Consider the following 24,718-nt stretch of genomic DNA (forward strand, 5'->3'; position numbering starts at 1 on the left):
GCCACCGCCCACGAGCGACGACGAGTGAAAAGACCATGACCCACTTCGTGGACAGAGTGCCCTTCGACTGGACCGCGCCCGGCGCCCTGGAGCTGCGCGACCTGCTGGCCGCGGTGTACGACCGGCCGAGCCGGGCCGAACAGCTAGCCAAGACGGCCGGGGTGCACACCGGGTACGTCAACTGGGAACGTCCCGCCATGACGGTCTGGTTCGACCTGATCGGGGTGGCGAGCAACCAGAAGCGGCTGAGGCCCCTGCTGGAGGCCGTCGTCGCCGGGCCGGACCGTGCCGCGGGCGACCGCGTACGGGAACTGCTCGACGCGCGTCCGGTCCTGGCGGCCCGCGCGAGCGCGGACGCCCCGGGCGACTTCGCGCACTTCACGGACCCCGATGCCCAGGAGCTGCAGGTCTTCCGTGCCGGCACCCTGCAGGACGTGGACTTCCTGCGCAGGGGGACACGCATGGCCGGCGCGGTGTGCCGCCTGCTCGTCACGTCGGCCGACGGGTCCCTGTACCACGGCACCGGGTTCCGGATCACCGACGACCTGCTGCTGACCAACCACCACGTGCTGTTCGGCGCCGAAGGGCGGGCGCCGACCGCCGTGGAGGCGTGGTTCGGGTACGAGGCGGACCTCGACGGGCGGGTCCGGCAGCACCAGGTGGTCGCCTGCGATCCGGCGTCCGCCGTCGGCGAGGCCCGACCCGACTGGGCGGTGGTGCGGGCGGCGGACGGACTGCCGGACGATGCCGTCCAGGTGTCCCTCACGGACTTTGCGGAGGTGGCCGTCGACGACCGGGTGTACATCATCCAGCACCCGAACGGTGCCGTGAAGAAGCTCGCCGCCCGGCACAACGTCGTGCGGCACGTGGACGACACCGTGATCCAGTACTGGACCGACACCGAGAACGGCTCGTCCGGCTCGCCGGTCTTCGACGACCACTGGCGGGTGGTCGCCCTGCACCGGCGGTGGCGGCGGATCGGTGGCGTCGACCAGCCCGCCGAGTACCGCAACGAAGGGCTCCGCATCGAGCGGGTCGTCGAAGGGCTCGTCCGGAAGGCGCTGGTGTGAGGCGATGACCGCGTTGCTCGACGAAGGCGCGTTCCACCTCGACGACAAGCGTGCCAAGGAACTCCTGAGGGCACTCACCGCCGTGTACGGGGACAAGCAGGCGGCCCGTGAGCTGGTCGTCGGCGCGGGGCTCAGGACGGCCGACATCCACTGGGACACCTGCATGGCGGACGTGTGGCCGGAGGCCCTGGAGAAGGCCGCCGCCGGGGGCCACCTGCGCACCCTGGTGGCCCGGGCCGCGGAGGACATCAACACCGCCGCGTACCCCGTCTTCCAGTACCTGCTGACCGAGGAGCCCTCGGTGCCGGAGGCGAAGCCCAGCGCGGCCCATCTGGTCAGCAATCGGCAGCGTGCCTTCTTCAACCGGGTGTCCTTCCGGAGCACACTGCACAAGATGGTCACCGGTGAGGGGAAACGGGTGCTGGCCGTACAGGGGCCGCGACGGGTCGGCCGGACGCACAGCTGGTACCTGATCGCCCATGTCCTCGGCAGCCACCGGGCCAACTGCCGCCGCATCCGCATGAGCGACTACCTCTCTCCCGCCCGGGTCAAGGACATCGCGGACACCCTGGAGGACCTGTTCGGGTGGCCCCTGACGATCGACCCGCACACCTCGGAGGACAGCCAGGCGCGCCGTCTGGTGCACCTGATCGAGCACCAGATGAACGGGGCCCGGGAGGGCGGTGGCTGCGATGCCAAGGACGGGCACTGGCTGGTGATCGACGACTCCCAGTCCGTGCGCTTCACCGAGCCCGCGCTCAGGGCACTGACCCGGCTGGTCACGGCCGTCGTCGAGGACGAGATGGCCGACCGTCTCCGCATCGTCCTGCTCGCCTACGACGGCTGGCTGCCGTCGGACCTGTATCCCTACGTGTCCCACGAGAAGTTCGGCCCCCTCCTGGGCAGGGACCTGCACGCGTACGTGGCGGCGGTCACCCGGGAGGCCGGCCGGCCGGTGGACGACCAGGAGGTCCTCGGGCTCGCCAACGAACTGAGCAACAGCGCGGGAGGCGGTGACGTGGTCGCCGACGCGCCCTTGCCCGTGCCCGACCGACTGCAGGTCGCCGCGGCCTCCTGGGCGCGCGACCTGTACAGCCGGGGAGGGGGAGTGACGTGACAGGCACACCGCCCCGGGGCGGGGTTCCGGAGCCGGCGGCCCGGGACCGTCGGTCCCTGCGGGAACGCGCCGTCCTCCTGGGCTCGTTCACCGCCCGGGACCTGGCCGGTCCGGACGAGGCCGACGCGGTACTCCAGGACTTCCTCCTGGAGGACTGCCTGCGCGTCACGACGTCCCGGGGCCGCCGCTGGTGCCTGGACCGGGACGTCCGGGCCCGCACCCTCGACGAACTGTGCACCCTGGACCGTCTGTTGTCGGCGGCCGAGGCGGCGCCCGACGCCGGGGACCCCGCGCGGGCATGGATCGAACGCTTCCTGCGGCGCACCGCACCGCCCCTGGGCGAACAGGACTACGACGAGCTGTACACCGCGCTGACGGTCGCCGACTGGTTCGAGGACGCTCCGCTGGCCCGCGCCTGCCTGGCCCGGGAGGGCCTCGCCCTGCCGAAGCCGCACGCCGTCGAACGGGCCATGGGACGGGCACGTCTGCTGCAGCCGCTGCACGCCCTGGCCGACGCCACCTTCACCGGGCGGGAGGACGAACTCGCCCAGCTCGGCGCCCTGCTCGGCGGGTCCCGCCTCCCGGCCGGGGGAACCCGGCGGCCGGGAGGCGGGAGCGCCCGGGCCGACGACCCGGGCGGCACGTCGGCGCGCGGAGCACTCCACGGCGCGGCCCACGGACGGTGGATGTTCGTGCACGGGCCCGGCGGGGTCGGCAAGTCGACCCTGTTGGCCCGCTTCGTCCTGGACCGTGACGCCGGCTCCCGGCGGCGGGGCGCCCGGCCCCTCGACCCAACCCCTTGCCTCTACCTCACCTTCGACCGGCACGACCTGGCCGCCGGGAGACCCCTCACCCTGGTGGCCGAGGTGGTACGCCAACTGGGCCTGCTGTACCCGGCGTTCGTACGCGAGACCGCGGAGCTGGCACGGGAGCTGGAGGGCACCCTGGCCGCCGACCGCCTCAGCGGATCGGAGAAGGGCTCCCTCGGCGGTCGCACCGCCCGCCGGCGCGACGAACGAACCCTGGTCGACGCCCTGGCGGCCCTCGTCACCTCGATCACCGGCGGCATCGGGGCGCGGTGGCTGCTCGCCCTGGACGCCTTCGAGCACGTACAGCGCAGCGGACCGGTCGCCGAGCGGCGTCTGCTGGACTTCCTGCACCTGTTGCACCGGGCCCACCCGGGCCTCCGGGTCCTGGCCGCGGGACGGGCGCCCTGCGCGGACGACGCGTTCGAGCAACTGCCGCTGGCGGGCTTCGACACCGCGACCGCGCGTGCCTTCCTGCACGTCCTGCTGACGGACGGTGCCGACGGCACGAGCGGCGTCGGGCCCGTACTCGACCTCGACGAGGTGCTGGACACCGTCGGCACCAGCCCGCTCAACCTGAAACTGGCCGCAGCCCTGATCCGGCGGGAAGGGGCCGACACCCTGACCGAGGGGAGGCTGCGGGCGGAACTCCTGAGCGAAGTGGGTGCCGAGACCCTGCAGGGCGTGCTCTACCGGCGGATCCTGGACCACCTGGAGGACCCGGACCTGCGCCGCCTCGCCAGCCCCGGACTCGCCGTCCGGGTCCTCAGCCCGGAGATCATCCGTGACGTGCTGGCCGAGCCGTGCGGTCTGGGACGGGTGGACGACGAGCGGGCCCGACGGCTGTTCGCCGCCTTCGTGGCCGAGGCCACCCTGGTGCAGAAGGTGGCCGACCGGGACGCCGCGGTGCACCGCGGCGACGTCCGCCGGGTCATGCTGCCCATGATCCGCGTCGATCACCGGGGGGTCATGGAGCGGATCCACCGCCGGGCCGTGCGCCACTACGAGCGGCTCGACGCGCAGGACGCCCCCGGGGAACACCGGGTGGAGAACAGGGTGGAGGAGCTGTACCACCGGCTGTCGCTGGCCCAGCCGACCCGGACCCTGGACCGGCGGTGGATCGACCAGGCGGGGCCCGTGCTGGAAGACGCGCTGGACGAGTTGCCGCCGCGCGGCCGGGTCTACCTCATGGAGCGCCTTGGTACCACCGCGACGGCCCTGCTGCGGGCCGAGGCGGACGACGACACCTGGTGCCGTCAGGCGGCACGCGTCGGCAGGGAGCTGCTGGCGGCGGACGACCCCGAGGGGGTGACCGGTGTGCTCGACGAACGCCGGCACCTGGTGGCCGGCGACCTGGACCTGACGCTGCTCGGCATGCGGGCCCGGATCGCCCAGCGCCGGCCCGCGGACGCCTTCTTCATGCTCGACCGGGCCCGGGAGCTGGCGCGGCGCGCACCCGACCCCGATGTCTTCGTCGACGTGGCCCTGCTCGGGGCGCGCGCCTGTGAGGACCTGGGCCGGTTCGACGACGCGCTGCACCTGCTGGCGCATGCCCGCCGTGTCACGGACCGGCCGGGCGGGGAGATCCGGCTGCTGTCGGTGGCCGCCGCGCAGCTGCGCGCCCATCGGCGTGCGGGCACCTCCACCAGCCCCGAGGCGATCCGCCTGCGGGAGGACACCCTGACGCGGGTCGGCGGGCTCTCCCTGCGGGCCCAACGGCGTCACCCCCTGCTCATCCGCGAACTCGCCGCCGAGATCGGTGACTCGATGCCACGGCTGGTGACCGACACGGCGAGGTCCCTGGGCGTCGGCGGCAGCGAGGGCAGCGACGACGCCCGGCTCGGTTCGCTGACCGGGGAGGTCGTCGCCACCCCGCGCCCCGAACCGGTGCGGTCGGGGCAGAACGACACGGGGGGAGCGGAAGCCGGGGGCGCGGTGCGGATCGGCCCGCCGCCCGGCCGGCCCGGGTCGGTGACCGGCAGCGTGAGCAGCGTGGGCCGGGGGACCGCCATCGGTGGCTTCCTGGCCACCTCCGCCGACAGCGTCGTACCGTGGCACCGCGCCCTCATCGACTCCTACCGGCACGAGGTGGACCGTCCCTACAGCGGGGACGCGGTGATCGTCCTGCCGGGCATCGGGGGGAGCACCCTGGTGGAGACGGGGGAGAACGGCAGGACCGTCTGGCCGGGGGTCGGCTTCCTGCGCCTGCTCGCCTCGACCACCCTGCCCCAGCTCCCGGTGAGCCTGCCGAACAGCGGACGCCGCGCCCCCTCGCGCTCCGCCCTCACGGTGACGAGGGCGGAGCGCGAGGGGCACTCCCGGCGCCTGCGGGCCCGGCAGTTGCTCCCGGAACTCGCGTGGCTGCCCCTGGTCGGCGGTCAGGCTCCCTACCACGACCTCCTCGAGGGCATCCGCTCCGTGGTGCTGCACGACGACGCCGTCCTGGAACACCCCTACGACTGGCGGCTGTCGGTGGCGGACACCGCGCGCCACTTCACCGAGACCGCCCTGCGGCACCTGGCGCGGTGGAGGAACCACCCCGCCCGGCGGGCGTCCGGGGTCCGGTCGCCCGCCGACCGGCCGAAGCTGGTGCTGGTCGCCCACTCCATGGGCGGTCTCGTCGTCCAGGCCGCCCTGGCGGCCTCCCCGGAACTGGCCGAGCGGACCCGGGACGTGATCGCGGTCGGCACCCCCTTCCACGGCATCCCCGGCGTGATGGACCTGCTCGCCGCTCCGGGGCGGCGGAGGACGCTGCGCAACCCGCTCGGCCCGGCGGCGCGCACCATGCCGGGCCTGTACGACCTGCTGCCCGCCACCCGGTGCGTGCGGACGCCCGACGGAGGGGTGCGCCGGCTGACGCCCGCCGACGTCGCTGCGGTCGGCGGGGACGCGGAGCTCGCCGAGGCCGCGGAGGAGGCGCGGCACCGGAGGTCGCTGGCCTCCTGGCGGGTGCACGCCGTCGCCGGCACGGAGCAGCCCACCGCCCAGAGCATGACCCTGCAGGACGGCACGCTGATGCTGTTCACCCACGTCCCGCGCCTGCGTGACGACGGGACCCCGCTGCGCGACGGACAGGGGCAGCCGGTGCTGGTGGACGAGGGCGGCGACGGCGTGGTGCCGACGCGGTCCGCGTGGCCGACCGGCCCGGCCGCCTACCGGCCCGTGGTGGGGCACCACAACTCGCTCGCCACCGGCGCGACGGTGATCAACCTGATCCGGGAGATCCTGACGGACCGGCCGGGAACCGGCGGACCGGACGCCCCGGCCGACGTCGCCTCCCTCGCCCCGTCGTTCGGCATCACCGCGCCGTCCGAGGTCGTCGTGGACCGGGACTGGTCCCTCACCGTCACCGGCGCGCAGGCGAGCGCCCTCGCGTGCCGGCTGGTGCATGCGGAGACGGGTGAGGTGGTGGCGCGCATGAACCCGGCCCCGGTGATGGGACAGCCCGGTACGTCGACGGCGTGGGCCCGCGTGCACACACCCGGCTTCTACCAGATCATCGCCCAGGCGGGCGGACTGTCCGCGAGTGCCCTGGTCGTGGCGGTCGAGTACCCGCCGGACGACCGGTTCCCGGGCCACCCGCGGTGACCGGGACCCGGGAGCGCGGGGTCAGCGGGCGACCACCAGACTCATGACGATCACGAACGCGACGGTCGCCAGGACGACGAGCAGGAGCACGCCCCCGGCCGTGACCACCGACCGCGTCAACGGGGCGACGCGGCGGGAGGTCGCCGGGAGGCTCCCGGGACCGTCGTCCGGCGGTCCGTCGGCGGCACCGGCGTCGGCGTCGGTGCCGCCGACGGGCGGCTCCAGGACGTCCGACGGCCCGGGACGGCCCGACGTCTCCGGGACGTCCGGTGCCTCGCGGGAGGGCGGGGCGGTGCGCCCGGCACCGCCGGGGGCCGCGAGCGTGCCGGGATCCAGGAACGGCCGGGGCGAAGCGGGCACACCGGTCCGGGAGCGCCACACCATGCTCGTCCGCACGCCCGGGACCGAGGCGACCTCCGGCCGCGGTTCCAGGTCGGGCTGCTGGTCCGCGGGGGTGTCGAGCAGTTCCCTGAGCCTGAGCGCGGCGGAACGGACCTCCCGCCGCTCGTGGTCCAGCAGGACGGGCCAGCCCCGTGATCCGGCCGGGTCACGGAAGTCCGTGCGGGACACCAGCAGATGGTCGGCGCCCGGCTGGTGGAGCCTGCTCCACAGCGACACGTCGTGACTGAGCATCAGCAGGGAGGCGTGGATGACGTGCGAGGGGAAACGGTCCCGGTGCAGCGCCGCGAGCGCCGCCTCATCGCCGAACGGCGCCCTGGCCGATCCGCTCGCCGTGTGCCGCAGCTCGGTGGCCCCGTCCGGGCCCCGCTCTCCCTCGCGCGGCAGGCGGAAGTCGGGGTGCCCGTCCTCGCGCGGCCGGTCCGTCCAGGCGGGAACGGTCATCGCGTCGTAGTCCACGAACCGCACCTGGGTGTCGGAGGTCACCAGCACGTTGCCGCTCTGCAGATCGCCGTGACTGATGCCCGACCGGTGCATCCGGTGGACGGCGACGGCGAACCGGTGGGCCACCCGCCGCAGTTCGTCACCCGCCCGCTCCGGCCGTTCGTCGAGCAGCACGTTGATCCAGTCGGTCAGGCGCGCCCCCGCCACCCACTCCATGACCACGACCGGCCACCACTGCTCCCGGACCCACAGCCCGTTCGCCAGGTGGCGGACCTCCGTCCGCCAGGTCCCCCGGTCACCCGCCAGACAGGCGGCGATCTCGCGGTACCGGCGTTCGCGGCCGGGCTCGGCCCGCAGGAAGCACTTCAGTGCCCAGTCCCGTCCGTCCTGCGGGTCGTGCAGCCGGTAGACCGCGCCGAAGGTCCCGCCGTCCGCACCGGGCAGGCCGTCCGCGCCGCACTCCGGTCGGCACCGCTTCAGCAGGGGGTCCTCGCTGCACCGGTCGAGCCGGGCCACGGCCGCCTGGTAGTCGGCGAGGGTGGGCCGCCGGCCCGGTGGTGTCATCACGGGCGGCACTCCGCTCTGAGCAGCGTCACGTCGTCGTCCTGCAGGGCCCTCCGGTCGCGCTGGTCCCGCACCCAGTCGGCGAACCGGTCCGGCGCGGCGCACAGTTCGTCCGCGGTCGCCCACGGCCGGCCGCCGTCCTCGATGCGGCGGACCCACCACCGGGCGAGAGCGTCGGTCATCAGGTAGAACACGTCCCCCCGCTCCCATCTGCCCTCCCGGAGCACCAGGCCGGGAGCGGGCACGACACCGCGCACCCTCACCAGGTGCGGCACCCGGGGCAGCCGGGCGACCGACTCCACCGGCCGGTCGGCCCGGACCTGGAACAGGCACGAGTCCCCGACCGACACCAGCTGCCACATCCCGCCGGCGGGTCCGGTGGGCGGAAGCAGGCGGACGCCCAGCAGGGCCGTCGAGGGCCCGTCCTCCGTGCGCCGGGCGGTCAGCCACTGCTGGAACGCGGACTGTCCGCCCTGTCCCAGCACGACCCTGCGGCGGCTGGGCCATCGCAGGGCGGCGAGGGCGACGACGTCGTGGAACGCCCGGGAGTCGGCGAAGGCGCGGCCGGGAGCCGCGCACAGGTCCCGCGTCAGCTGCCGCGCCCACCAGCCGCTGTCCGCCGAGCCGCTGCCGCCGTCGGCCACGACCAGGCGGGTCTCTCCGGCACGGCCCCGCGCGGGAAGCGCCGTGTGCGCCGCGTCCTCGCTCAGGTGACCCGGCAGGCTGGACTTGGGCGCCTGCACCCGGGCACAGTCGGTGATCACGACGGTGTGCCGACGTTCAGGAAGAGCATCAGAGCCTGCATGCCGGCGTTGAAGACGAAGCCCCGCGCACCCTGCTGGACGGACAGACCGAGGTCCAGGGCGGTCTCCCGCATGTCGGGCGGGAGGACGTCCGACATGGAGAACAGCTTCGCGCCGGCCGGGGGCAGGGCGTCATCCGTGCTCGGGAACGACGTGGGTGTGGCGATGTCCGACGAGAGGTGGAGGTTGAACAGCAGGACGCTGCCGTCCTCCGTCCCGAGGGACCGCAGCCGCTGGGCGGCGCCCACCGGGTCCCCGTCCGTCGACTCGCCGTCCGTGACGTTGAGGACGATGGGAGGAAAGGCGCTGGGGTGCTCGGTCACCCATCCGTCGACCACCTTGTGCGCGTACTCCAGCGCCGCGCACATCGGCGTGGTGCCGGAGGCGGCGGACTCCAGCCAGACGGGCAGGTCGGCGGCGTGGTCGGTGGAGGTGCCGTCCGGCAGCCTCTCGGTGAACACGTGCCGTTCCATGCGGATGCTGCCCTGGGCGAGGGCACTGGTGGGCACCAGGTCGCGGCCGGCGAGCGGACCTCCGAGGGCGGGGCCCACCTGTTCTCCGTAGCCGATGACGGCGACGTGGAAGAAGTCCCAGACCTCGTCCACGCCCCGGCCGCAACGGAGGACCAGCTCGCGGAGCATGGTGTTGACCGCGTCGGCCACCGCCAGCTGCTTCGGCTGACCGGTGCTGGGCATGGCCGCCCGCATGGAGCTCGACCGGTCGATCAGGAACACGATGCACGCCGGGTTGGCCCGGCTGATCTCTGCCTCGTACATGGGGAAACGCCCTTCTGGTCGGACGGTGGGTGACGGGTCGGCGGCGCGGGCTCAGCTGTGGCGCCGCCAGGTGCTCAGGCGCCCGTCGGCGAAGCCGACGTGCAGGTGGTCCCGGGTGACGGTCACGCTCGTGGGTGTCGGACCGTCCTGGGTCAGCGGCTCCAGCTCCCGGCCGGTCGCCGCGTCCAGACGCCGGACGGCGCGGGCGCCGCACACGTACACCACGGCGCCGAGCACGGCCACGGGGCGTTGTCCGTCACCGTCGGTGGCGGCGCGCCACCGCACGGCTCCGTCGTCGAGGGCGAGGGCGGTGACCGTGCCGCCGTGGTCGGTGACCAGGAGCAGGCCCTCGTGCGGGACGGGAGGCGCGCTGACCGGCAGGGCCGAGACGGTCCACCGGCCGCGCGTGACGGCCGCGGTGTTGAGACGGCGGACCGTGCCGGTGGCGTCCCCGATGTACGCGCCGTCGGTGAGGAGGGCCGTCGCGCAGCCCGCCGCGTCCCAGGGCGGATGGGGTCCGTGGACGACGCCCGTGGAGGGGTCCACGGCGATCAGGCCGCCCCGCTCGGTGGGAACCCACAGGCGGACCCCGTCGGTGGCGAGCGGGGAGACCACGGGTTCCTCCACCTGGGGCAGCAACCGTCCGACGGCCTCCGAGGACGCGAGGGGCCGGAACTCGAACAGGCCGCCGGTCGTGCCCGTCCACAGCCGGTCGTCCAGCACGACCGGCGAGTGGGAGCCGGGGTCCCCGTCGAGCTCCAGGCGGACGCGGTGGTGCGGATCGTTCAGGTTGTGCCCGCTCAGCGCGCCCTCGCGCAGGGCCCACCACATCCGGCCGTCCCAGCGGACCGGCGCCGATTCGGCGGTTCCGGGCAGGGGGATGCCGAACTCACGGCTGCCGGTGGTGGTGTCGACCGCGTGGGCCTCGTTCCCGCACGTCAGCAGCAGGAGGCTGCCGAGGGGCAGGGGCGGTGCCAGCAGGGGACCGTTCGTCTCGACGGTCCAGGTGGGAGGCGGCACCCGCCCGGAAGCGCCGGTGACGGGGCGGGCCGGGGCCGGCGTCCTGTCCACCGCGGTGACCGCGGGGTCCGGGGCCGCGGGTGAGGGCGGACGCCCGGGCGGCGACGTGTCCCGGGCGGTGGCCGGGCCCCGGGACCCGGCCGTGGCGCCGGTGGGCCGGGAGGCTGTCCGGTCGCGGGCCGTCCTGCCCGGCACGGTGCTGGCCGCGGAGATCACGGGGGCCCGTCGCCCGCCCGGAGGGGCGGTGGAGGGACCGGGGGCGGGGATCACCCGGGGCGGGGGCGGCGCCACGGGGACGCCGTGGCCCGGGCCCACGCGCAGCAGGCGCCGCATCTCCTCGTCCCAGGCGGTGCGGTACTCCGTGCGGTGGTGGTTGCCCCACAGGGGGGAGGCGATGATCCGTTCGAGGCGCCGGGGGCCGGGCCGGGTCCAGGGGCGGTGCCTGACCGAACGCAACGCCGTCTTCTTGAGCTTGAGTCCCACGTTGCCGTGGTTCGCGGCCCAGCGGGCGAGGGCCTCGTCGGTCCACCGGCGGGTGTGCTTGTGGTGCGTCAGCGCGTCGACGGCGTCCGTGGCGGGACGCAGCGGGGTGCGGGTACAGGCGAAGACGGCGATCGCGCCGACCGCGTGGATGCTGCCCGCGGTGCGGGTTCGGGTGCCGAACCGCCGCAGTTCCGGCGGCAGCCACGCCGGGTCCGCCCAGAGGAACGGGCGGTGCGGTGCCGGGTCCGCGGGGGACCGGTGGTGGAGCAGCTCGCGCAGCGCCAGCGCCAGGTGGATGTCGACCACCACCGGCCCGCGGGCGGTGAGGAAGAGGTTGGTCGGCTTCAAGCCGGAGAGACTGAGTCCTTGTGAGTGCAACTGGCGGGCCAGTGAGGCCAGTTGGTACATCAGGTGGAGGATGGCCCCGGCCGGGAGCGGATGCCGTACGTCCGCGAGGCAGACCGCGGGGGTGCTGCCGCCGGCGTGCGTGCCGTCGCCCAGCCAGGGGGTGGCGGTCCAGGCGCGGTCGGCCACGGGGTCGTATCCGCCGACGACGTGCGCCGTGTGCCGGGCCACCGGGGAGTCCGGACCCGTGTCACGCATCCAGTCGAGGCAGCGCAGGACCGTCTCGATCCGCCTCCCGGCTTCCGACGGCGGTCCCCAGCTGGTGTGCACCTCCTTCACGGCCCGCTGCTGTCCGTCCGGCCCGGCGCCCAGATAGGTGTGGCCGAGTTGTCCGCTCCCTATCCGGTGCAGGAGGCGGTGCCCTCCGAGTTCGCGCATCAGTGCGCCCTCCCGTGCGGTGGTCGACGTACGTGGGTGCGCTCCGGCCGGAACGTGCCGGTGGCAGCCGCGCCCGGCCGGTGGGCCCGGTCCGGCCGTGTCACCGGGCACCGTGCGGGGGGAGGGGCACGGCCTGCACCCTGCAGTTCACGGTCCCGACGTACACGTGGCCGTGGGCGATGAGCGGGGAGGCGTGCATGCTTCCCTCGGTGATGCGCTGCCAGCGAACGGTGCCCGTCGGGGCGTCGAAGGCGGTCAGGGTGTCCTCGGTGCCGACGTACAGGGTGCCGTGGTGGTACACGGGAGGGCACTTGAGGCGTTTCGCGCTCGAGGACCACCACACCGGGTGGCCGGTCGTCATGGAATGGGCCCGTACGGTGCCCCGTGCCGTCCCCACGAAGAGCAGGTCGTCGCCGGGGACGGGCCCGGTGCAGGCGGTGGGGCCGTCCACCATGCGCCACTTCTCCCGTCCGGTGAGGGAGTCGACGGCGCAGAGGGTGCCGCTCCGGACGGCGACGAAGAGGGTCCCTCGCGCCTCGGCGGGAGCGCCCACCAGATCCCGGAACTGGGGCAGACGCACCACCTCCGTGCCGTCGCCCAGGGACAGGGCGCGCAGGCGTCCCTGCCAGCCCGAGACGAACACCACGCCGTTCGCCACGGTGGGGCGGTGGTACACCGGCCCCGCGTCCCGGTCGCTGACCCACAGGCGGGTGCCGGTGCGGGCCGAGACGCAGTGGACGGATCCGTCACGCGTGCTGACCACCACGCGGTCACCGGTCACGACCGGGGCGAAGACACCGCTGTCACCGGCGGGGTGGACCCACCGGGTGGACCCGTCCGCGGTGTCCAGGGCGACCAGTGTGCGGTCCGAGCAGGGGACGTAGAGCAGACCGTGACCGGCGGCCGGGGTGTGCTCGATGCGGGCGGCGAGATCGCGTCGCCACATCACGTGGCCGTCGAGCGCGTCCACCAGTGAGACGGTGCCGTCGAGGGAGCACAGGGCGATGCCCCGGCCGGCGTCGACGGGGGAGGTGAAGTGGGTGAGCCCGCTGAGCCGGTGGAGCCAGCCCGACGGGGCGCGGCCCGGAGGAGGCGTGGCGGGAAGGAAGGAGCGGACCCGTTCCAGGTGTCGCAGGACCGTGTCCCGGGCCTCGGCCGGGAGCCAGGGGGCGTGGTCGGCCGGGCCGTTGAGCGGGGGGACGCGGTGGTCCGCGAGCAGGCCCAGGAGGTCGGGCGCGGTCACGCGCTCGGCGGGACGCGGGCGGGTGCACGCCGACACGATCGTCCGCAGCGGCTGTGCCAGCCGGCTGAAGGCGTCGGGAGGCAGTTCGGCGCCCCGGTGCCGGCCGGCCCCGTTGGTGCCCTCCAGGCGGGCCAGGTCGGTCCGGTCCACCGGGGTGCCGGTCGCCGCGTAGCTGAGTGTCAGCCCGAAGGAGAACACGTCGCTGGGATGGTCCGCGCCGCCGAACAGCTGCTCCGGCGCCATGTAGGCGCGGGTGCCGATCCTCTGGATCGGCAGGGTCCAGGTGTGGTCCAGGCGGCGCACGACGCCGAAGTCGATGAGGCGCAGGGTGCCGTCCGCGAGGACGAGGATGTTCGACGGTTTGAGGTCGCGGTGCACGATCCTGTTGTCCCGCAGTCGCATCAGGAGGGGTGCCAGTCGGCCCGCCAGGCCGAGGGTCTGCGCGGTGTCGAACGGGCCGTGCGCGTCCAGAAGCGACTGCAGGTCCATGCCCGGTACGTATTCGGTCGCGAACCACGGGCGTTCGCCGTTCGGGTCCGACGCGATGACTTCCAGCGTCCCCCCGGCGTTCATCGCGTGCAGGACGGCGATTTCCCGGCGGAAGAGGCGCAGCAGGTATTCGTCCGAGAGGAAGTCCTTCCGGAGCACCTTCACGACCGCCGGTGTGGTGTGCCCGCCCCGGCCGTCGCGTGCGCTGCCCAGGTAGACGGTCGCCATTCCGCCCATACCCAGGACGGCGTGCAAGGTGAACGGCCCCATGTGCGACGGATCGCCGGGCTGCAGTTCCTCCACGTCCTCTTCACTCCCCCCCCCTGCTGAAAAGGACCGTACTTTCGACCGCGTCGCGGTCCCGGGGAACGAGGCGTTCGGCTGCGCTGGAAGGCACGTGGAAGCGGTCCCGGGAAGGTGAGAATACTTGATGACTTGCTTATGTGTGCGCGGGAGAAAAGATGAAAGTCGAGCGAGAAGAATGATGTGAAGAGATGGCGTTTTCCTTTTTCCATTGGGGTCCTTTGGTGGCCGAATGACGTCGATGTGCGATCACTTCGGATCGTCTTCGGGCTTCAAGGAGGTACACCGGCAGGCAACACTGGCGGCATGGACGCAACGACGATCGATGCCTACCTGTCCCGCCTCCGCGCCGAGCGCCCCGCGCGGCCCACCTCCGAGGCGCTGCGCGACCTGCACCTGCGGCACCTGCGGACCGTGCCGTTCGAGAACCTCTCGCTGCACCTCGGCGAGGAGATCGTGCTGGACGAGAAGCGGCTGGTGGACAAGGTGGTGGCGGCCGGGCGGGGCGGCTTCTGCTACGAACTCAACGGGGCCTTCGGGGCGTTGCTCGCGGCCCTCGGCTACGACGTGACCCTGCTGGCGGCCCGGGTGTACGGGGACGGGGGCCGGCTCGGCGTCCCGTACGACCATCTCGCGCTGCGGGTGGGCACGGCGGACGGCGGTGACTGGCTGGCCGACGTGGGGTTCGGGGCGCACTGCCACCTGCCCCTGGCCTTCCGGGACCGCGAGGACCAGGCCGACCCCGCGGGCACCTTCCGGATCGCGGTGGCGGCACCGGACGCGGCCGGGGTGCGGGGCGGGCACGGTGACGTGCCGGAGGCCGCGGACCTGGACGTGAGCGTGGACGGGCGGCCGGTGTACCGGCTGGAGGTCCGGCCGCGGGCCCTCGGCGACTTCACGGCCGGGGTGTGGTGGCACAGCACCTCGCCCGTCTCCCACTTCACCCGCTCCCTGGTCTGCTCGCGGGTGACCGACGACGGCGGGCGGATCACCCTCAGCGGCAGGCGGCTCACGGTCACCGCCCCGGACGGTGCCCGCCGGGAGCGGTCCCTGGAGCGGGACGAGGAGGTGCTCGCGGTGTACCGGACCCGGTTCGGGATCGAGCTGGACGCGGTGCCGGACGTGCGGGGGAGCTGACCGGGACGTCGGGACCGTGCCCGACAATGGCTCGCGTGAGCGATGTACGACATGTGCTGGTGCTGCCCGACCGGGATGCCGCGGAGGAGGTCGTGGAGGCCCTGGCGGAACGGTTCCGGATCGACGAGGAGCCGCTCGTCGTCCGGGACGCGCTGGCGGGTGAGGACGATGCGGAGGACGCCCAGTGGCTGGTCGTCCTGCGCGACGAGAAGGGCGAGCTGGACCCCGGGCAGCTGGACGACTTCGCCGGGGAGTGGGAGGGCTGGCGGGAGGAACCGTAGGGCGGCGGACGCGGGTCAACGGACGCCGGACTGCGCGCGCGACGCCGGGCCCCCGGCGCGACCCCCGCACGCGAGAGCCGGACGCGCGGACCCATCACCGGACGTACGGACCATCACCGGACGCACGGACCAGTCACCGGAAGCCGGTCGCAGCCGCGCCCGCCGTCCGGTGAGGCCGGTCGCGGCCGCGCCCGGCCGCACGCCTGCCCCGGGCGGCGGGTCCGTCTCCCCGGGGCCGCCCCGCGTTGTCGGTGGTGCGTGGGATGCTGGTCGCGATGGCCAGGAAGAACGCATCCGACGACCCCCTCGCCCCGGTGACGCTCGCCGTGGGCCAGGAGGACCTGCTGCTCGACCGCGCCGTGCGGGAGGTGGTGGCCGCCGCGAAGGCCGCCGACGCCGACACGGACGTTCGGGACCTCACCCCCGACCAGCTCCAGCCCGGCACGCTCGCCGAGTTGACCAGCCCGTCCCTGTTCGCCGAGCGCAAGGTCGTGGTCGTGCGCAACGCGCAGGACCTGTCGGCGGACACCGTCAAGGACGTGAAGGCCTACCTCGGGGCACCCGCCGAGGAGATCACGCTGGTCCTGCTGCACGCCGGCGGCGCCAAGGGCAAGGGGCTGCTGGACGCGGCGCGCAAGGCGGGGGCGCGGGAGGTGGCGTGCCCGAAGATGACCAAGCCGGCCGACCGGCTGGCCTTCGTGCGGGGCGAGTTCCGCACCGCCGGCCGCTCCGCCACCCCGGAGGCCTGCCAGGCACTGGTCGACGCCATCGGCAGCGACCTGCGGGAACTGGCCTCGGCGGTGTCCCAGCTCGCCGCCGACGTCGAGGGCACCATCGACGAGGAAGTCGTCGGCCGGTACTACACCGGCCGGGCGGAGGCGTCCAGCTTCACCGTCGCCGACCGCGCGGTCGAGGGGCGGGTGGCGGACGCGCTGGAGGCACTGCGCTGGTCGCTGTCGACGGGCGTGGCCCCGGTGCTCATCACCAGCGCCCTCGCCCAGGGCGTGCGGGCCATCGGCAAGCTCTCGGCCGCGCGCGGCGGCCGGCCGGCCGACCTGGCCCGGGAGTTGGGCATGCCGCCGTGGAAGATCGACCGGGTCAGGCAGCAGGCGCGGGGCTGGACGCCGGACGGGGTCGCCGTGGCGCTGCGCGCGGTGGCCGAGGCGGACGCCGGCGTCAAGGGCGGCGGGGAGGACCCGGAGTACGCCCTGGAGAAGGCGGTCGTCACCATCGCCCGCGCGGCCCGCTCCCGCGGCCGGAGCTGACCGCTCCTCCGGTTTCCCCGGTCCCGGTTTCCCCGGTCCCGGCTTCCCTGGTCCCGTCCCTCCGGTCCCGTCCTCCCAGGGGTCGGGTACCCAGCGTCGCCTCCGAGGCCGGTCACCGCGCGTCCCCGCGGCGGCGTCGCCCGGCGGTTGATCGAGTCGCCCGCGTACCCGCGCGAGGAGGAGAGGAACGGATGCCTCGTCTTCCGGATCGTCGGCGGCAAGATCACCGACCTCGACGAGCGCGTGGAGGACATCGACACGGCGAACGAGTCCTGTTCGTAGGAACAGGGGTAGGTGCGGACGCAGACGCAGACGCGCAGGCGCAGATCGGCGCGGTGCAGTCGTAGGCGCGGTCGCGGCAGGGGCCGCGGCTCGGGGTCCCGCTGGGCCGAAGCCCCCCACAAGCCGAAGGACCCCACGAACCGAAGGACCCCGTCCAACCCGAAGAACCCCGTCCAAGCCGAAGGACCCCGTCCATCCCCCCGGGGAAGGGGGACGGACGGGGTCCTCGGTGAAGCCGGTGAGCCCGTACCCGCGTGGCGAACGCAGGCCGCGTACGGGCTCGGGGCGCCGGTCGGGGGCGGATGAGAGAGGGCCCGCCCGGGGTCCTTCCGGCGATCAGATCAAAGAGTGGTTCAGCCCTTGACGGACGCGACCTTCTGCGCCAGCGCCGACTTCTTGTTGGCGGCCTGGTTCTTGTGGATGACGCCCTTGGAGACGGCCTTGTCGAGCTGACGCGCGGCGACGCGCTGGTACTCGGTGGCCTTCTCGACGTCACCCGCGGCAGCGGCCTCGCGGGCCTTGCGGATCGCGGTCTTCAGAGACGACTTGACGGCCTTGTTGCGCAGCCGCGCCTTCTCGTTGGTCTTGTTCCGCTTGATCTGGGACTTGATGTTCGCCACGAATGAGCCTCTACAGTTCTGGCACGGTGCCGTCCGGTGCCGCGGACATGCGGCGCCGCACGAATCCGTGCCGGGTGATTTTCCGATCGGTGTCCCGTGCTGAGAGGGCAGGAGACACAGCCCCCCACACTAGCAGTGGCCCTTTCGGTGGCCCAAACCCGTCCCGGGTCCTCACCCGTGGGACCATGGAAGCTACGTAACGATCCGACCCGAGACCGCAGACGCACCAGCACACGTATGCGGACGCCTCAAGAATCAGGACCCTGCGTGCCCGCGATCCCTAGCCATGTGCCCGAGCCGAGCCGTACCGACCCGGCTCTGATCCGCAACTTCTGCATCATCGCGCACATCGACCACGGCAAGTCCACACTCGCCGACCGGATGCTCCAGCTGACCGGTGTGGTCGAGCAGCGGCAGATGCGCGCCCAGTACCTCGACCGCATGGACATCGAGCGCGAGCGCGGCATCACCATCAAGTCCCAGGCGGTGCGGCTGCCGTGGGCGCCGACCCACGACAAGAGCGCCACGCACATCCTCAACATGATCGACACCCCCGGGCACGTCGACTTCACGTACGAGGTGTCCCGCTCGCTCGCCGCCTGCGAGGGCACGATCCTCCTGGTGGACGCCGCCCAGGGCATCGAGGCCCAGACGCTCGCCAACCTGTACCTGGCGATGGAGAACGACCTCACCATCATCCCGGTGCTCAACAAGATCGACCTGCCGGCCGCGCAGCCCGAGAAGTTCGCCGAGGAGCTGGCGAACCTGGTCGGCTGCGAGCCCGACGACGTCCTGCGGGTCTCCGCGAAGACCGGGATGGGCGTGGAGACGCTGCTGGACAAGGTCGTCGCCGAGGTGCCCGCCCCGGTCGGCGTCAAGGACGCCCCCGCCCGCGCGATGATCTTCGACTCGGTGTACGACTCCTACCGCGGTGTCGTGACGTACGTGCGAGTCGTCGACGGGCAGCTCAACAAGCGCGAGCGGATCCGGATGATGTCCACCGGCGCCACGCACGAGCTGCTGGAGATCGGCACCAACTCGCCCGAGATGCTCTCCTCCGACGGCCTCGGCGTCGGCGAGGTGGGCTACCTCATCACCGGCGTGAAGGACGTCCGCCAGTCCAAGGTCGGTGACACCGTCACCAGCCAGCACAAGGGCGCGGAGGAGCCGCTGGGCGGGTACAAGGACCCCAAGCCCATGGTCTTCTCCGGGCTGTATCCGCTGGACGGCTCCGACTACCCGCTGCTGCGCGAGGCCCTGGACAAGCTCCAGCTCAACGACGCCGCGCTGGTCTACGAGCCGGAGACCTCCGCCGCCCTCGGCTTCGGTTTCCGCGTCGGCTTCCTCGGCCTGCTGCACCTGGACGTGATCCGCGAGCGCCTGGAGCGCGAGTTCGGGCTCGACCTGATCGCCACCGCGCCCAACGTGGTCTACCGGGTGCTCATGGAGGACGGCACCGAGCACACCGTCACCAACCCGAGCGAGTTCCCCGAGGGCAAGATCGACGAGGTGTACGAGCCGGTCGTGCGGGCCACGATCCTCGCGCCCAGCGAGTTCATCGGCGGGATCATGGAGCTGTGCCAGAACCGGCGCGGCACCCTGCTCGGCATGGACTACCTCTCCGAGGACCGGGTGGAGATCCGCTACACCCTGCCGCTCGCGGAGATCGTCTTCGACTTCTTCGACCAGCTGAAGTCGAAGACCCGCGGCTACGCCTCCCTGGACTACGAGCCCACCGGCGAGCAGAGCTCCAGCCTGGTGAAGGTCGACATCCTGCTGCACGGTGACAAGGTGGACGCGTTCTCCGCGATCACCCACAAGGACCAGGCGTACGCGTACGGCGTGCGGCTCGTCGCCAAGCTGAAGGAGCTGATCCCGCGGCAGGCCTTCGAGGTGCCCGTGCAGGCCGCCATCGGCTCGCGCGTCATCGCCCGCGAGACGATCCGCGCCATCCGCAAGGACGTGCTCGCCAAGTGCTACGGCGGTGACATCAGCCGGAAGCGCAAGCTGCTGGAGAAGCAGAAGGAGGGCAAGAAGCGGATGAAGATGGTGGGCTCCGTGGAGGTCCCGCAGGAGGCCTTCATCGCCGTCCTCTCCAGTGACGACGGCGGGGGTTCGGGCAAGGGCAAGAAGTAGCCGGACGTCCGGCCCCGAGGTTACTGCGGGTTACTCCGCATATCGGGCGGAAAGGGGGCCTGTCGCACGCCGGCGCGACAGGCCCCCACGTCGAACGGGTAGCTCTCCGTGAAAAGTGTCGGGTCGCAGCCCCTTACGCGGGCGGCGGTCGGCCTTTACTCTGTCCGTGCTCGATAGTTACTCGCGAGTTAAACAACGGCGTGCGAGTGAACCCAGCCGCACTGAGCCAGCCGCACCGTAGCGGGCCCCGGAGGATGTCTTGAGCGACACACAGACTTTGATCGAGAACCGTCCGCCGAGCGTGGCGGCCCTCTTCCTGGAGCGTGTGGCGTCCACACCGGAGGCGGAGGCGTACCGCTACCCCGTCCCGGCCGCCTCCGGCACGGGCCCGGACGACTGGAAGTCGCTGACCTGGGCGCAGACGGCGGACCGGGTCACCGCGATCGCCGCCGGCCTGGTCGAGCTGGGGGTGAACCCCGAGGAGCGGGTCGCCCTGGCCTCCTCGACCCGGGTCGAGTGGATCCTCGCCGACCTCGGCATCCTCTGCGCGGGCGCCGCCACCACCACGGTCTACCCGCAGACCAACGCCGACGAGTCCGCCTACATCCTGTCCGACTCGCAGAGCCGGGTGCTCGTCGCGGAGAACGCGGAGCAGGTCGCGAAGGCGGTCGCCAAGCGTGACGAGCTGCCCGACCTGACCCGGGTCGTGGTCGTCGACGCCGAAGGTGTCGAGACCGACGACTTCGTGATCACCCTGGCCGAGCTGGAGCGCCGCGGCGCGGCCCGGCTCGAGAAGGAACCGGAGCTGATCAAGGAACGCGTCGCTGCGATCACCAAGGACCAGCTCGCCACCCTCATCTACACCTCCGGCACCACCGGCCGCCCCAAGGGCGTCCGCCTGCCGCACGACAACTGGGCCTACATGGCCCGCGCGATCCCCGCCACCGGCATGGTCCACGCCGACGACGTGCAGTACCTCTGGCTGCCGCTGGCCCACGTCTTCGGCAAGGTGCTCATCTCCGGCCAGATCGCGGTCGGCCACGTCACCGCCGTCGACGGCCGCGTCGACAAGATCATCGAGAACCTCCCGGTGGTCCAGCCGACCTACATGGCGGCCGTGCCGCGCATCTTCGAGAAGGTCTACAACGGCGTGGCCGCCAAGGCGAAGGCCGGCGGCGGCGCCAAATACAAGATCTTCCAGTGGGCCGCCGGGGTCGCCCGCGAGTACGCCAAGGTCACCCAGGACAACTTCCGCCGCACCGGCACCGCGAGCGCGCCCCTCGGCCTGCGGACGAAGCACGGCATCGCCGACAAGCTGGTGTACGCCAAGATCCGCGACGCCTTCGGCGGCAACCTGCGCGCCTGCATCTCCGGCTCCGCCGCCCTCGCCCCGGACATCGGCTTCTTCTTCGCCGGCGCCGGAGTGCACATCCTGGAGGGCTACGGCCTCACCGAGTCCTCCGCCGCCTCCTTCGTCAACCCCGGCGAGGCCTACCGCACCGGCACGGTCGGCAAGCCGCTGCCCGGCACCGAGGTGCGCATCGCCGACGACGGCGAGATCCTGCTGCGCGGCCCCGGCATCATGGAGGGCTACCACAACCTCCCGGAGAAGACCTCCGAGGTGCTGGAGGAGGACGGCTGGTTCCACACCGGTGACATCGGCGAGCTGTCGCCCGACGGCTACCTGCGCATCACCGACCGCAAGAAGGACCTGATCAAGACCTCCAGCGGCAAGTACATCGCGCCCGCCGAGGTCGAGGGCCAGTTCAAGGCGGTCTGCCCCTACGTCTCCAACATCCTGGTGCACGGCGCCGACCGGAACTACTGCACCGCCCTCATCGCCCTCGACGAGGCCGCCCTCACCGCCTGGGCGGCGGAGAACGGCATGGAGGGCAAGTCCTACGCGGACATCGTCGCCGCCCCGGCCACGGTCGAGATGGTCGACGGCTACGTCCAGCAGCTCAACGAGGGTCTGCAGCGCTGGCAGACCATCAAGAAGTTCCGTCTCCTGCCGCGCGACCTCGACGTCGAGCACGGCGAGATCACCCCGAGCCTGAAGCTGAAGCGGCCCGTGGTGGAGCGCGAGTACAAGCACCTCATCGAGGAGATGTACGAGGGCACGCGCGAGGCGTGACCGGCGTGCGGTGACATCGCGGGCGGGGCCCCGGGCCGGTACGGTCCGGGACCCCGCCCGTCGTTGCTCCGGCCCCTTCCCGTCCCTTCCCGCCCCTTCCCGTCCCTTCCCGCCCCTTCCCGTCCCTTCCCGCCCCTTCCCGTTCCTTCGCGTCTCTTCCCGCCCCTGGCGGCCTCCTGTCCACTCCGCCCGCCGCTCCCCGCCGCTCCCCGCCCACTCCTCGGCTTCCCCGCGCCACGTTTCCCGTCGCCGGGCTCGCCGCGCCCTTCGCTGCGCATCCTGATCGGAAACGGACGCCCTTCTGTCCGTTCCTGAGCATGCGTCGAGCATTGTTCCCCCTCGGGGCGGTCCAGTTCGGTAACTCCTTGCTCATGGACCGGGTCGGTCTGTCACCCTGTCGGCAACGATCGGCGTGTCTTCGTACGAACTGCCCGGGGAGCTGCCCATGGGGGCCATTCCGACCCAACGGGAGACCACCTCGCGCGCCCGTGAGGCGCCGGAGCGCGCGCGGGCGGACGCGACCCTCACCGGGAGCCCCCTCGCGCCCGGCTCCGCCCGGGCCGTGGTCCGGGCGGCGCTCGCCGAATGGGCCGAGCGGGCGCTGCCCGGGACCGAGCACCTCACCGCCCGCGCCGGCGACGACGCCGCACTGGTCGCCAGCGAACTCGTCACCAACGCCGTGGTCCACGCCGGGACCGACGTACGGCTCACCTGCCGCCTGGAGGGCGGCACCGGTGCCCTGGTCGTCGAGGTGACCGACCGCCACCCCTCGCGCCCCCCGCGCGACCACGAGCCGGAGGCGGCCGCGCACCTCGTCCCCGAGTTCGGGCGCGGCCTGGGGCTGGTCGCCGCGCTCTGCGAGGTGTGGGGCGTGACCTACCGGCCCGGCGAGAAGACGGTGTGGGCCCGGCTGCCGCCCGGGGACCGCCCGGAGGCGGAGGGCGTCGCGGCGTACGCGGCGGAGCGCACTCCGGCGCACGACCGGGACCCCGCGCGGGCGCCCGCGCGGCAGGCGCCGGGCGCCCCCGGTTGCCCGGACGCCCCCGCGCCGCAGGACGCACCGGACCCTAACGGGGAGCCGCAGTCGCAGCCGGGAGCCGTCCGTGCCGGCGAGACGTGGGCCGGCGAGGACTCCTGGGCCGGCGACGACACCTGGGCCGACGACGACACCCGCGCCGGGGTGCCCGCCTCGCGCGACTCCGGTACCGAGGCGGGCGCCCCGTCCGGGGCCCCGGTCGGATTCCCAGCCGAGTCCTCGGCGGGACCCCCGGCCGGAACGGGCCGACGGCCAGGAGACCCGGCCGAGGACGCCGACCCCGCCGGAACCGGCCCGGGGCAGCCCGGCACCCCGCTCGGCGGGCGCTCACCCGCCCCCCGCGGCCCCTTCCACGCCCCGCCCGCAACCACCCCCGACACCGCCGGCACCCCGGGCACCCCCGGCACCACCGCCGGCACCCCAGGCACCGCCGCCACCCCCGCCCCCCGCGGCACCGCCGGGTCCCCCAGCCTCCCTGGCCTCCCTGACCTCCCCGGCCGCCCCGCCGACGACTGCCCCGCCCGCCGGGAGAGCCACGAGGGCGCCTGGCTGGGGCGCGGCGCGCTGTCCTTCCTGGCCGAGGCGTCCGACCTGCTCGCCGGGCAGTTGGACGAGGACCTGGTCACCGCCCTCACCGGGCAGCTGATCGTGCCCCGGCTGGCGGACTGGTGCGCCGTGTGGCTGGCCGACGAGGCCACCCCGCACGGCGGCTGGGGCGGCGGCCGGGCCGCCCACGCGGGCGGTCCGGCCCGGGTCTGGCACGCCGGCGAGCACCTCATCGAGGAGCTGCACGCGGCCCTGGACCGCGACCCGCCCCAGCTCCCCGACCCGTTACGCCCCGGCCCCACCCCCTACCCCTGGCCGGCCAAGGCCCTCGACACCGACACCGGCGCCGGCCCGTCCGCCGGCCCGTTCCCGGGCCCGTCCGCCGGCCGGCCCGCGGACACCGGTTCGTCCGGCACCGCCCTCGCCTACCCGCTCGTCGCCGGCGGGCGGTCCGTGGGGACCCTGGTCATCGGACGGGCCGGCATCGACCGCTTCCCCGACGAGATCACCGGCCTCGTCGAGGACCTCGGCCGGCGCGTGGCGCTCGCCATCGGCGCCGCCCGCCAGTACGCCCGGCAGGCCACCATCAGCTCCGTCCTCCAGCGCGGGCTGCTGCCCGGCGCCGTCGCCGAGATCCCGGGCCTGCGCAGTGCCCTCGTCCACGAACCCTGCGACAAGGGCGGGCCCAGCGGCGACTTCTACGACCTCTTCCCGGCCGGCCGGGGCCGCTGGTGCTTCGCGGTCGGCGACGTCCAGGGCAAGGGCCCGGAAGCGGCCGTGGTCATCGGCCTGGTCCGGCCCTGGCTGCGGCTGCTGGCCCGGGAGGGCTACCGCGTGGCCGACGTCCTCGACCGCCTCAACCAGCTGCTCCTGGACGACGCCACCGAGGCCGCCGACGCCGCCGCCCGCGCCCTGGTCGCCGCCGGGGCCCGCCCCACCGCGCCCGGCGACGGCCCCCAGACCCGCTTCCTGTCCCTCCTCTACGGCGAACTCGTCCCGGTCGACGGCGGGGTCCGCTGCACCGTCGCCTCCGCCGGGCATCCCCTGCCGCTGCTCCTCGGCCCGGACGGCGCGGTCCGCACGGTCGCCCGGCCCCAGACCCTGCTCGGCGTCGTCGAGGACGCCGCCTACGGCAGCGACACCTTCGAGCTGCGCTCCGGCGACACCCTGCTCTGTGTCACCGACGGCGTCACCGAGCGGCGGTCCGGCTCCCGCCAGTTCGACGACGGGGACGGGCTGGCGGCGGCCCTGGCGAGCTGCGCCGGCCTGGACGCCGGGACGACGGCGGAGCGCCTCACCCGCCTCGTCCACGACTTCGGCGACAGCCCGCCGGCCGACGATCTCGCCCTGATGGTGCTCCAGGCCGAGTGACACCGCCGGTGCGGGACAATGG

General features: G+C 73.6%; 15 protein-coding genes and 1 pseudogene. 10 read left to right on the top strand and 6 right to left on the bottom strand.

Translation table 11 applies throughout. The features are described from left to right. The first annotated feature begins 35 nt into the window (after positions 1-35). Genes AC02VZ_RS00800 through AC02VZ_RS00810 form a run of 3 tightly spaced genes read left to right on the top strand, consistent with a single transcriptional unit; the run spans position 36 to position 6,581 of the window. On the top strand, positions 36-1,070 hold the full coding sequence (locus AC02VZ_RS00800; protein WP_432057711.1) for a trypsin-like peptidase domain-containing protein: 1,035 nt from the start codon (positions 36-38) through the stop codon (positions 1,068-1,070). Positions 1,071-1,074: 4 nt separating this feature from the next. After that, positions 1,075-2,187 carry an effector-associated domain EAD1-containing protein gene (locus AC02VZ_RS00805; RefSeq protein WP_432057710.1) on the top strand — a complete coding sequence of 371 codons (1,113 nt, stop codon included), beginning with the start codon at positions 1,075-1,077 and terminating at the stop codon, positions 2,185-2,187. After that, entirely contained in the window at positions 2,184-6,581 is a 4,398-nt protein-coding gene (locus AC02VZ_RS00810) for a lipase/acyltransferase domain-containing protein (RefSeq protein WP_476474237.1), read from the top strand. Before AC02VZ_RS00805 ends, AC02VZ_RS00810 begins: the two co-directional genes overlap by 4 nt. A gap of 21 nt (positions 6,582-6,602) precedes the next feature. Here AC02VZ_RS00810 and AC02VZ_RS00815 read toward each other — a convergent pair whose 3' ends face one another. The 5 genes from AC02VZ_RS00815 to AC02VZ_RS00835 form a co-directional block, all read right to left on the bottom strand. Further along, complete coding sequence (locus tag AC02VZ_RS00815) at positions 6,603-7,988, bottom strand: protein kinase domain-containing protein (RefSeq protein WP_476474529.1); 1,386 nt, start codon at positions 7,986-7,988, stop codon at positions 6,603-6,605. Next, positions 7,988-8,731 carry a hypothetical protein gene (locus AC02VZ_RS00820; protein WP_476474238.1) on the bottom strand — a complete coding sequence of 248 codons (744 nt, stop codon included), beginning with the start codon at positions 8,729-8,731 and terminating at the stop codon, positions 7,988-7,990. Before AC02VZ_RS00820 ends, AC02VZ_RS00815 begins: the two co-directional genes overlap by 1 nt. 17 nt (positions 8,732-8,748) lie before the next feature. After that, positions 8,749-9,567, bottom strand: coding sequence for a VWA domain-containing protein (locus AC02VZ_RS00825; protein WP_432057707.1), 819 nt, complete (start codon positions 9,565-9,567; stop codon positions 8,749-8,751). Between the two features lie 51 nt (positions 9,568-9,618). Next, entirely contained in the window at positions 9,619-11,853 is a 2,235-nt protein-coding gene (locus AC02VZ_RS00830; protein ID WP_476474239.1) for an outer membrane protein assembly factor BamB family protein, read from the bottom strand. A gap of 100 nt (positions 11,854-11,953) precedes the next feature. Beyond that, entirely contained in the window at positions 11,954-13,888 is a 1,935-nt protein-coding gene (locus tag AC02VZ_RS00835) for an outer membrane protein assembly factor BamB family protein (RefSeq protein WP_476474240.1), read from the bottom strand. Positions 13,889-14,194: 306 nt separating this feature from the next. Between AC02VZ_RS00835 and AC02VZ_RS00840 the strand changes: the two genes are divergently transcribed. The 4 genes and pseudogenes from AC02VZ_RS00840 to AC02VZ_RS00855 all read left to right on the top strand — a co-directional run. Next, the gene (locus AC02VZ_RS00840) at positions 14,195-15,025 is read left to right on the top strand and encodes an arylamine N-acetyltransferase family protein (RefSeq protein ID WP_476474241.1); all 831 of its coding nucleotides are present in this window, start codon (positions 14,195-14,197) and stop codon (positions 15,023-15,025) included. 35 nt (positions 15,026-15,060) lie between these two features. Then, the gene (locus AC02VZ_RS00845; protein ID WP_432057703.1) at positions 15,061-15,306 is read left to right on the top strand and encodes a hypothetical protein; all 246 of its coding nucleotides are present in this window, start codon (positions 15,061-15,063) and stop codon (positions 15,304-15,306) included. Positions 15,307-15,581: 275 nt separating this feature from the next. Then, positions 15,582-16,571, top strand: coding sequence for a DNA polymerase III subunit delta (gene holA / locus AC02VZ_RS00850; RefSeq protein ID WP_432057702.1), 990 nt, complete (start codon positions 15,582-15,584; stop codon positions 16,569-16,571). A gap of 189 nt (positions 16,572-16,760) precedes the next feature. Next, positions 16,761-16,853 (top strand): annotated as a pseudogene (locus AC02VZ_RS00855) (nuclear transport factor 2 family protein); the annotation flags it as partial. A gap of 353 nt (positions 16,854-17,206) precedes the next feature. Here AC02VZ_RS00855 and rpsT read toward each other — a convergent pair. Beyond that, positions 17,207-17,473 carry a 30S ribosomal protein S20 gene (gene rpsT, locus AC02VZ_RS00860; protein WP_164334931.1) on the bottom strand — a complete coding sequence of 89 codons (267 nt, stop codon included), beginning with the start codon at positions 17,471-17,473 and terminating at the stop codon, positions 17,207-17,209. A gap of 267 nt (positions 17,474-17,740) precedes the next feature. Here rpsT and lepA point away from each other — a divergent pair, with 267 nt between their 5' ends. The 3 genes from lepA (at position 17,741) to AC02VZ_RS00875 (ending at position 24,696) form a co-directional block, all read left to right on the top strand. Further along, positions 17,741-19,609, top strand: a complete 1,869-nt coding sequence (gene lepA, locus AC02VZ_RS00865) for a translation elongation factor 4 (protein ID WP_362089473.1) — start codon at positions 17,741-17,743, stop codon at positions 19,607-19,609. A 259-nt stretch (positions 19,610-19,868) separates the two neighbouring features. Continuing rightward, positions 19,869-21,743: an AMP-dependent synthetase/ligase gene (locus tag AC02VZ_RS00870; protein ID WP_476474242.1), complete on the top strand. Its 1,875-nt coding sequence runs from the start codon at positions 19,869-19,871 to the stop codon at positions 21,741-21,743. A 445-nt stretch (positions 21,744-22,188) separates the two neighbouring features. Beyond that, positions 22,189-24,696 (top strand): SpoIIE family protein phosphatase, encoded by a 2,508-nt coding sequence (locus AC02VZ_RS00875; RefSeq protein ID WP_476474243.1) that lies wholly within the window; start codon positions 22,189-22,191, stop codon positions 24,694-24,696. The last annotated feature ends 22 nt before the right edge of the window (positions 24,697-24,718 follow it).

It is taken from the genome of Streptomyces sp. 3-6 (assembly GCF_056323165.1).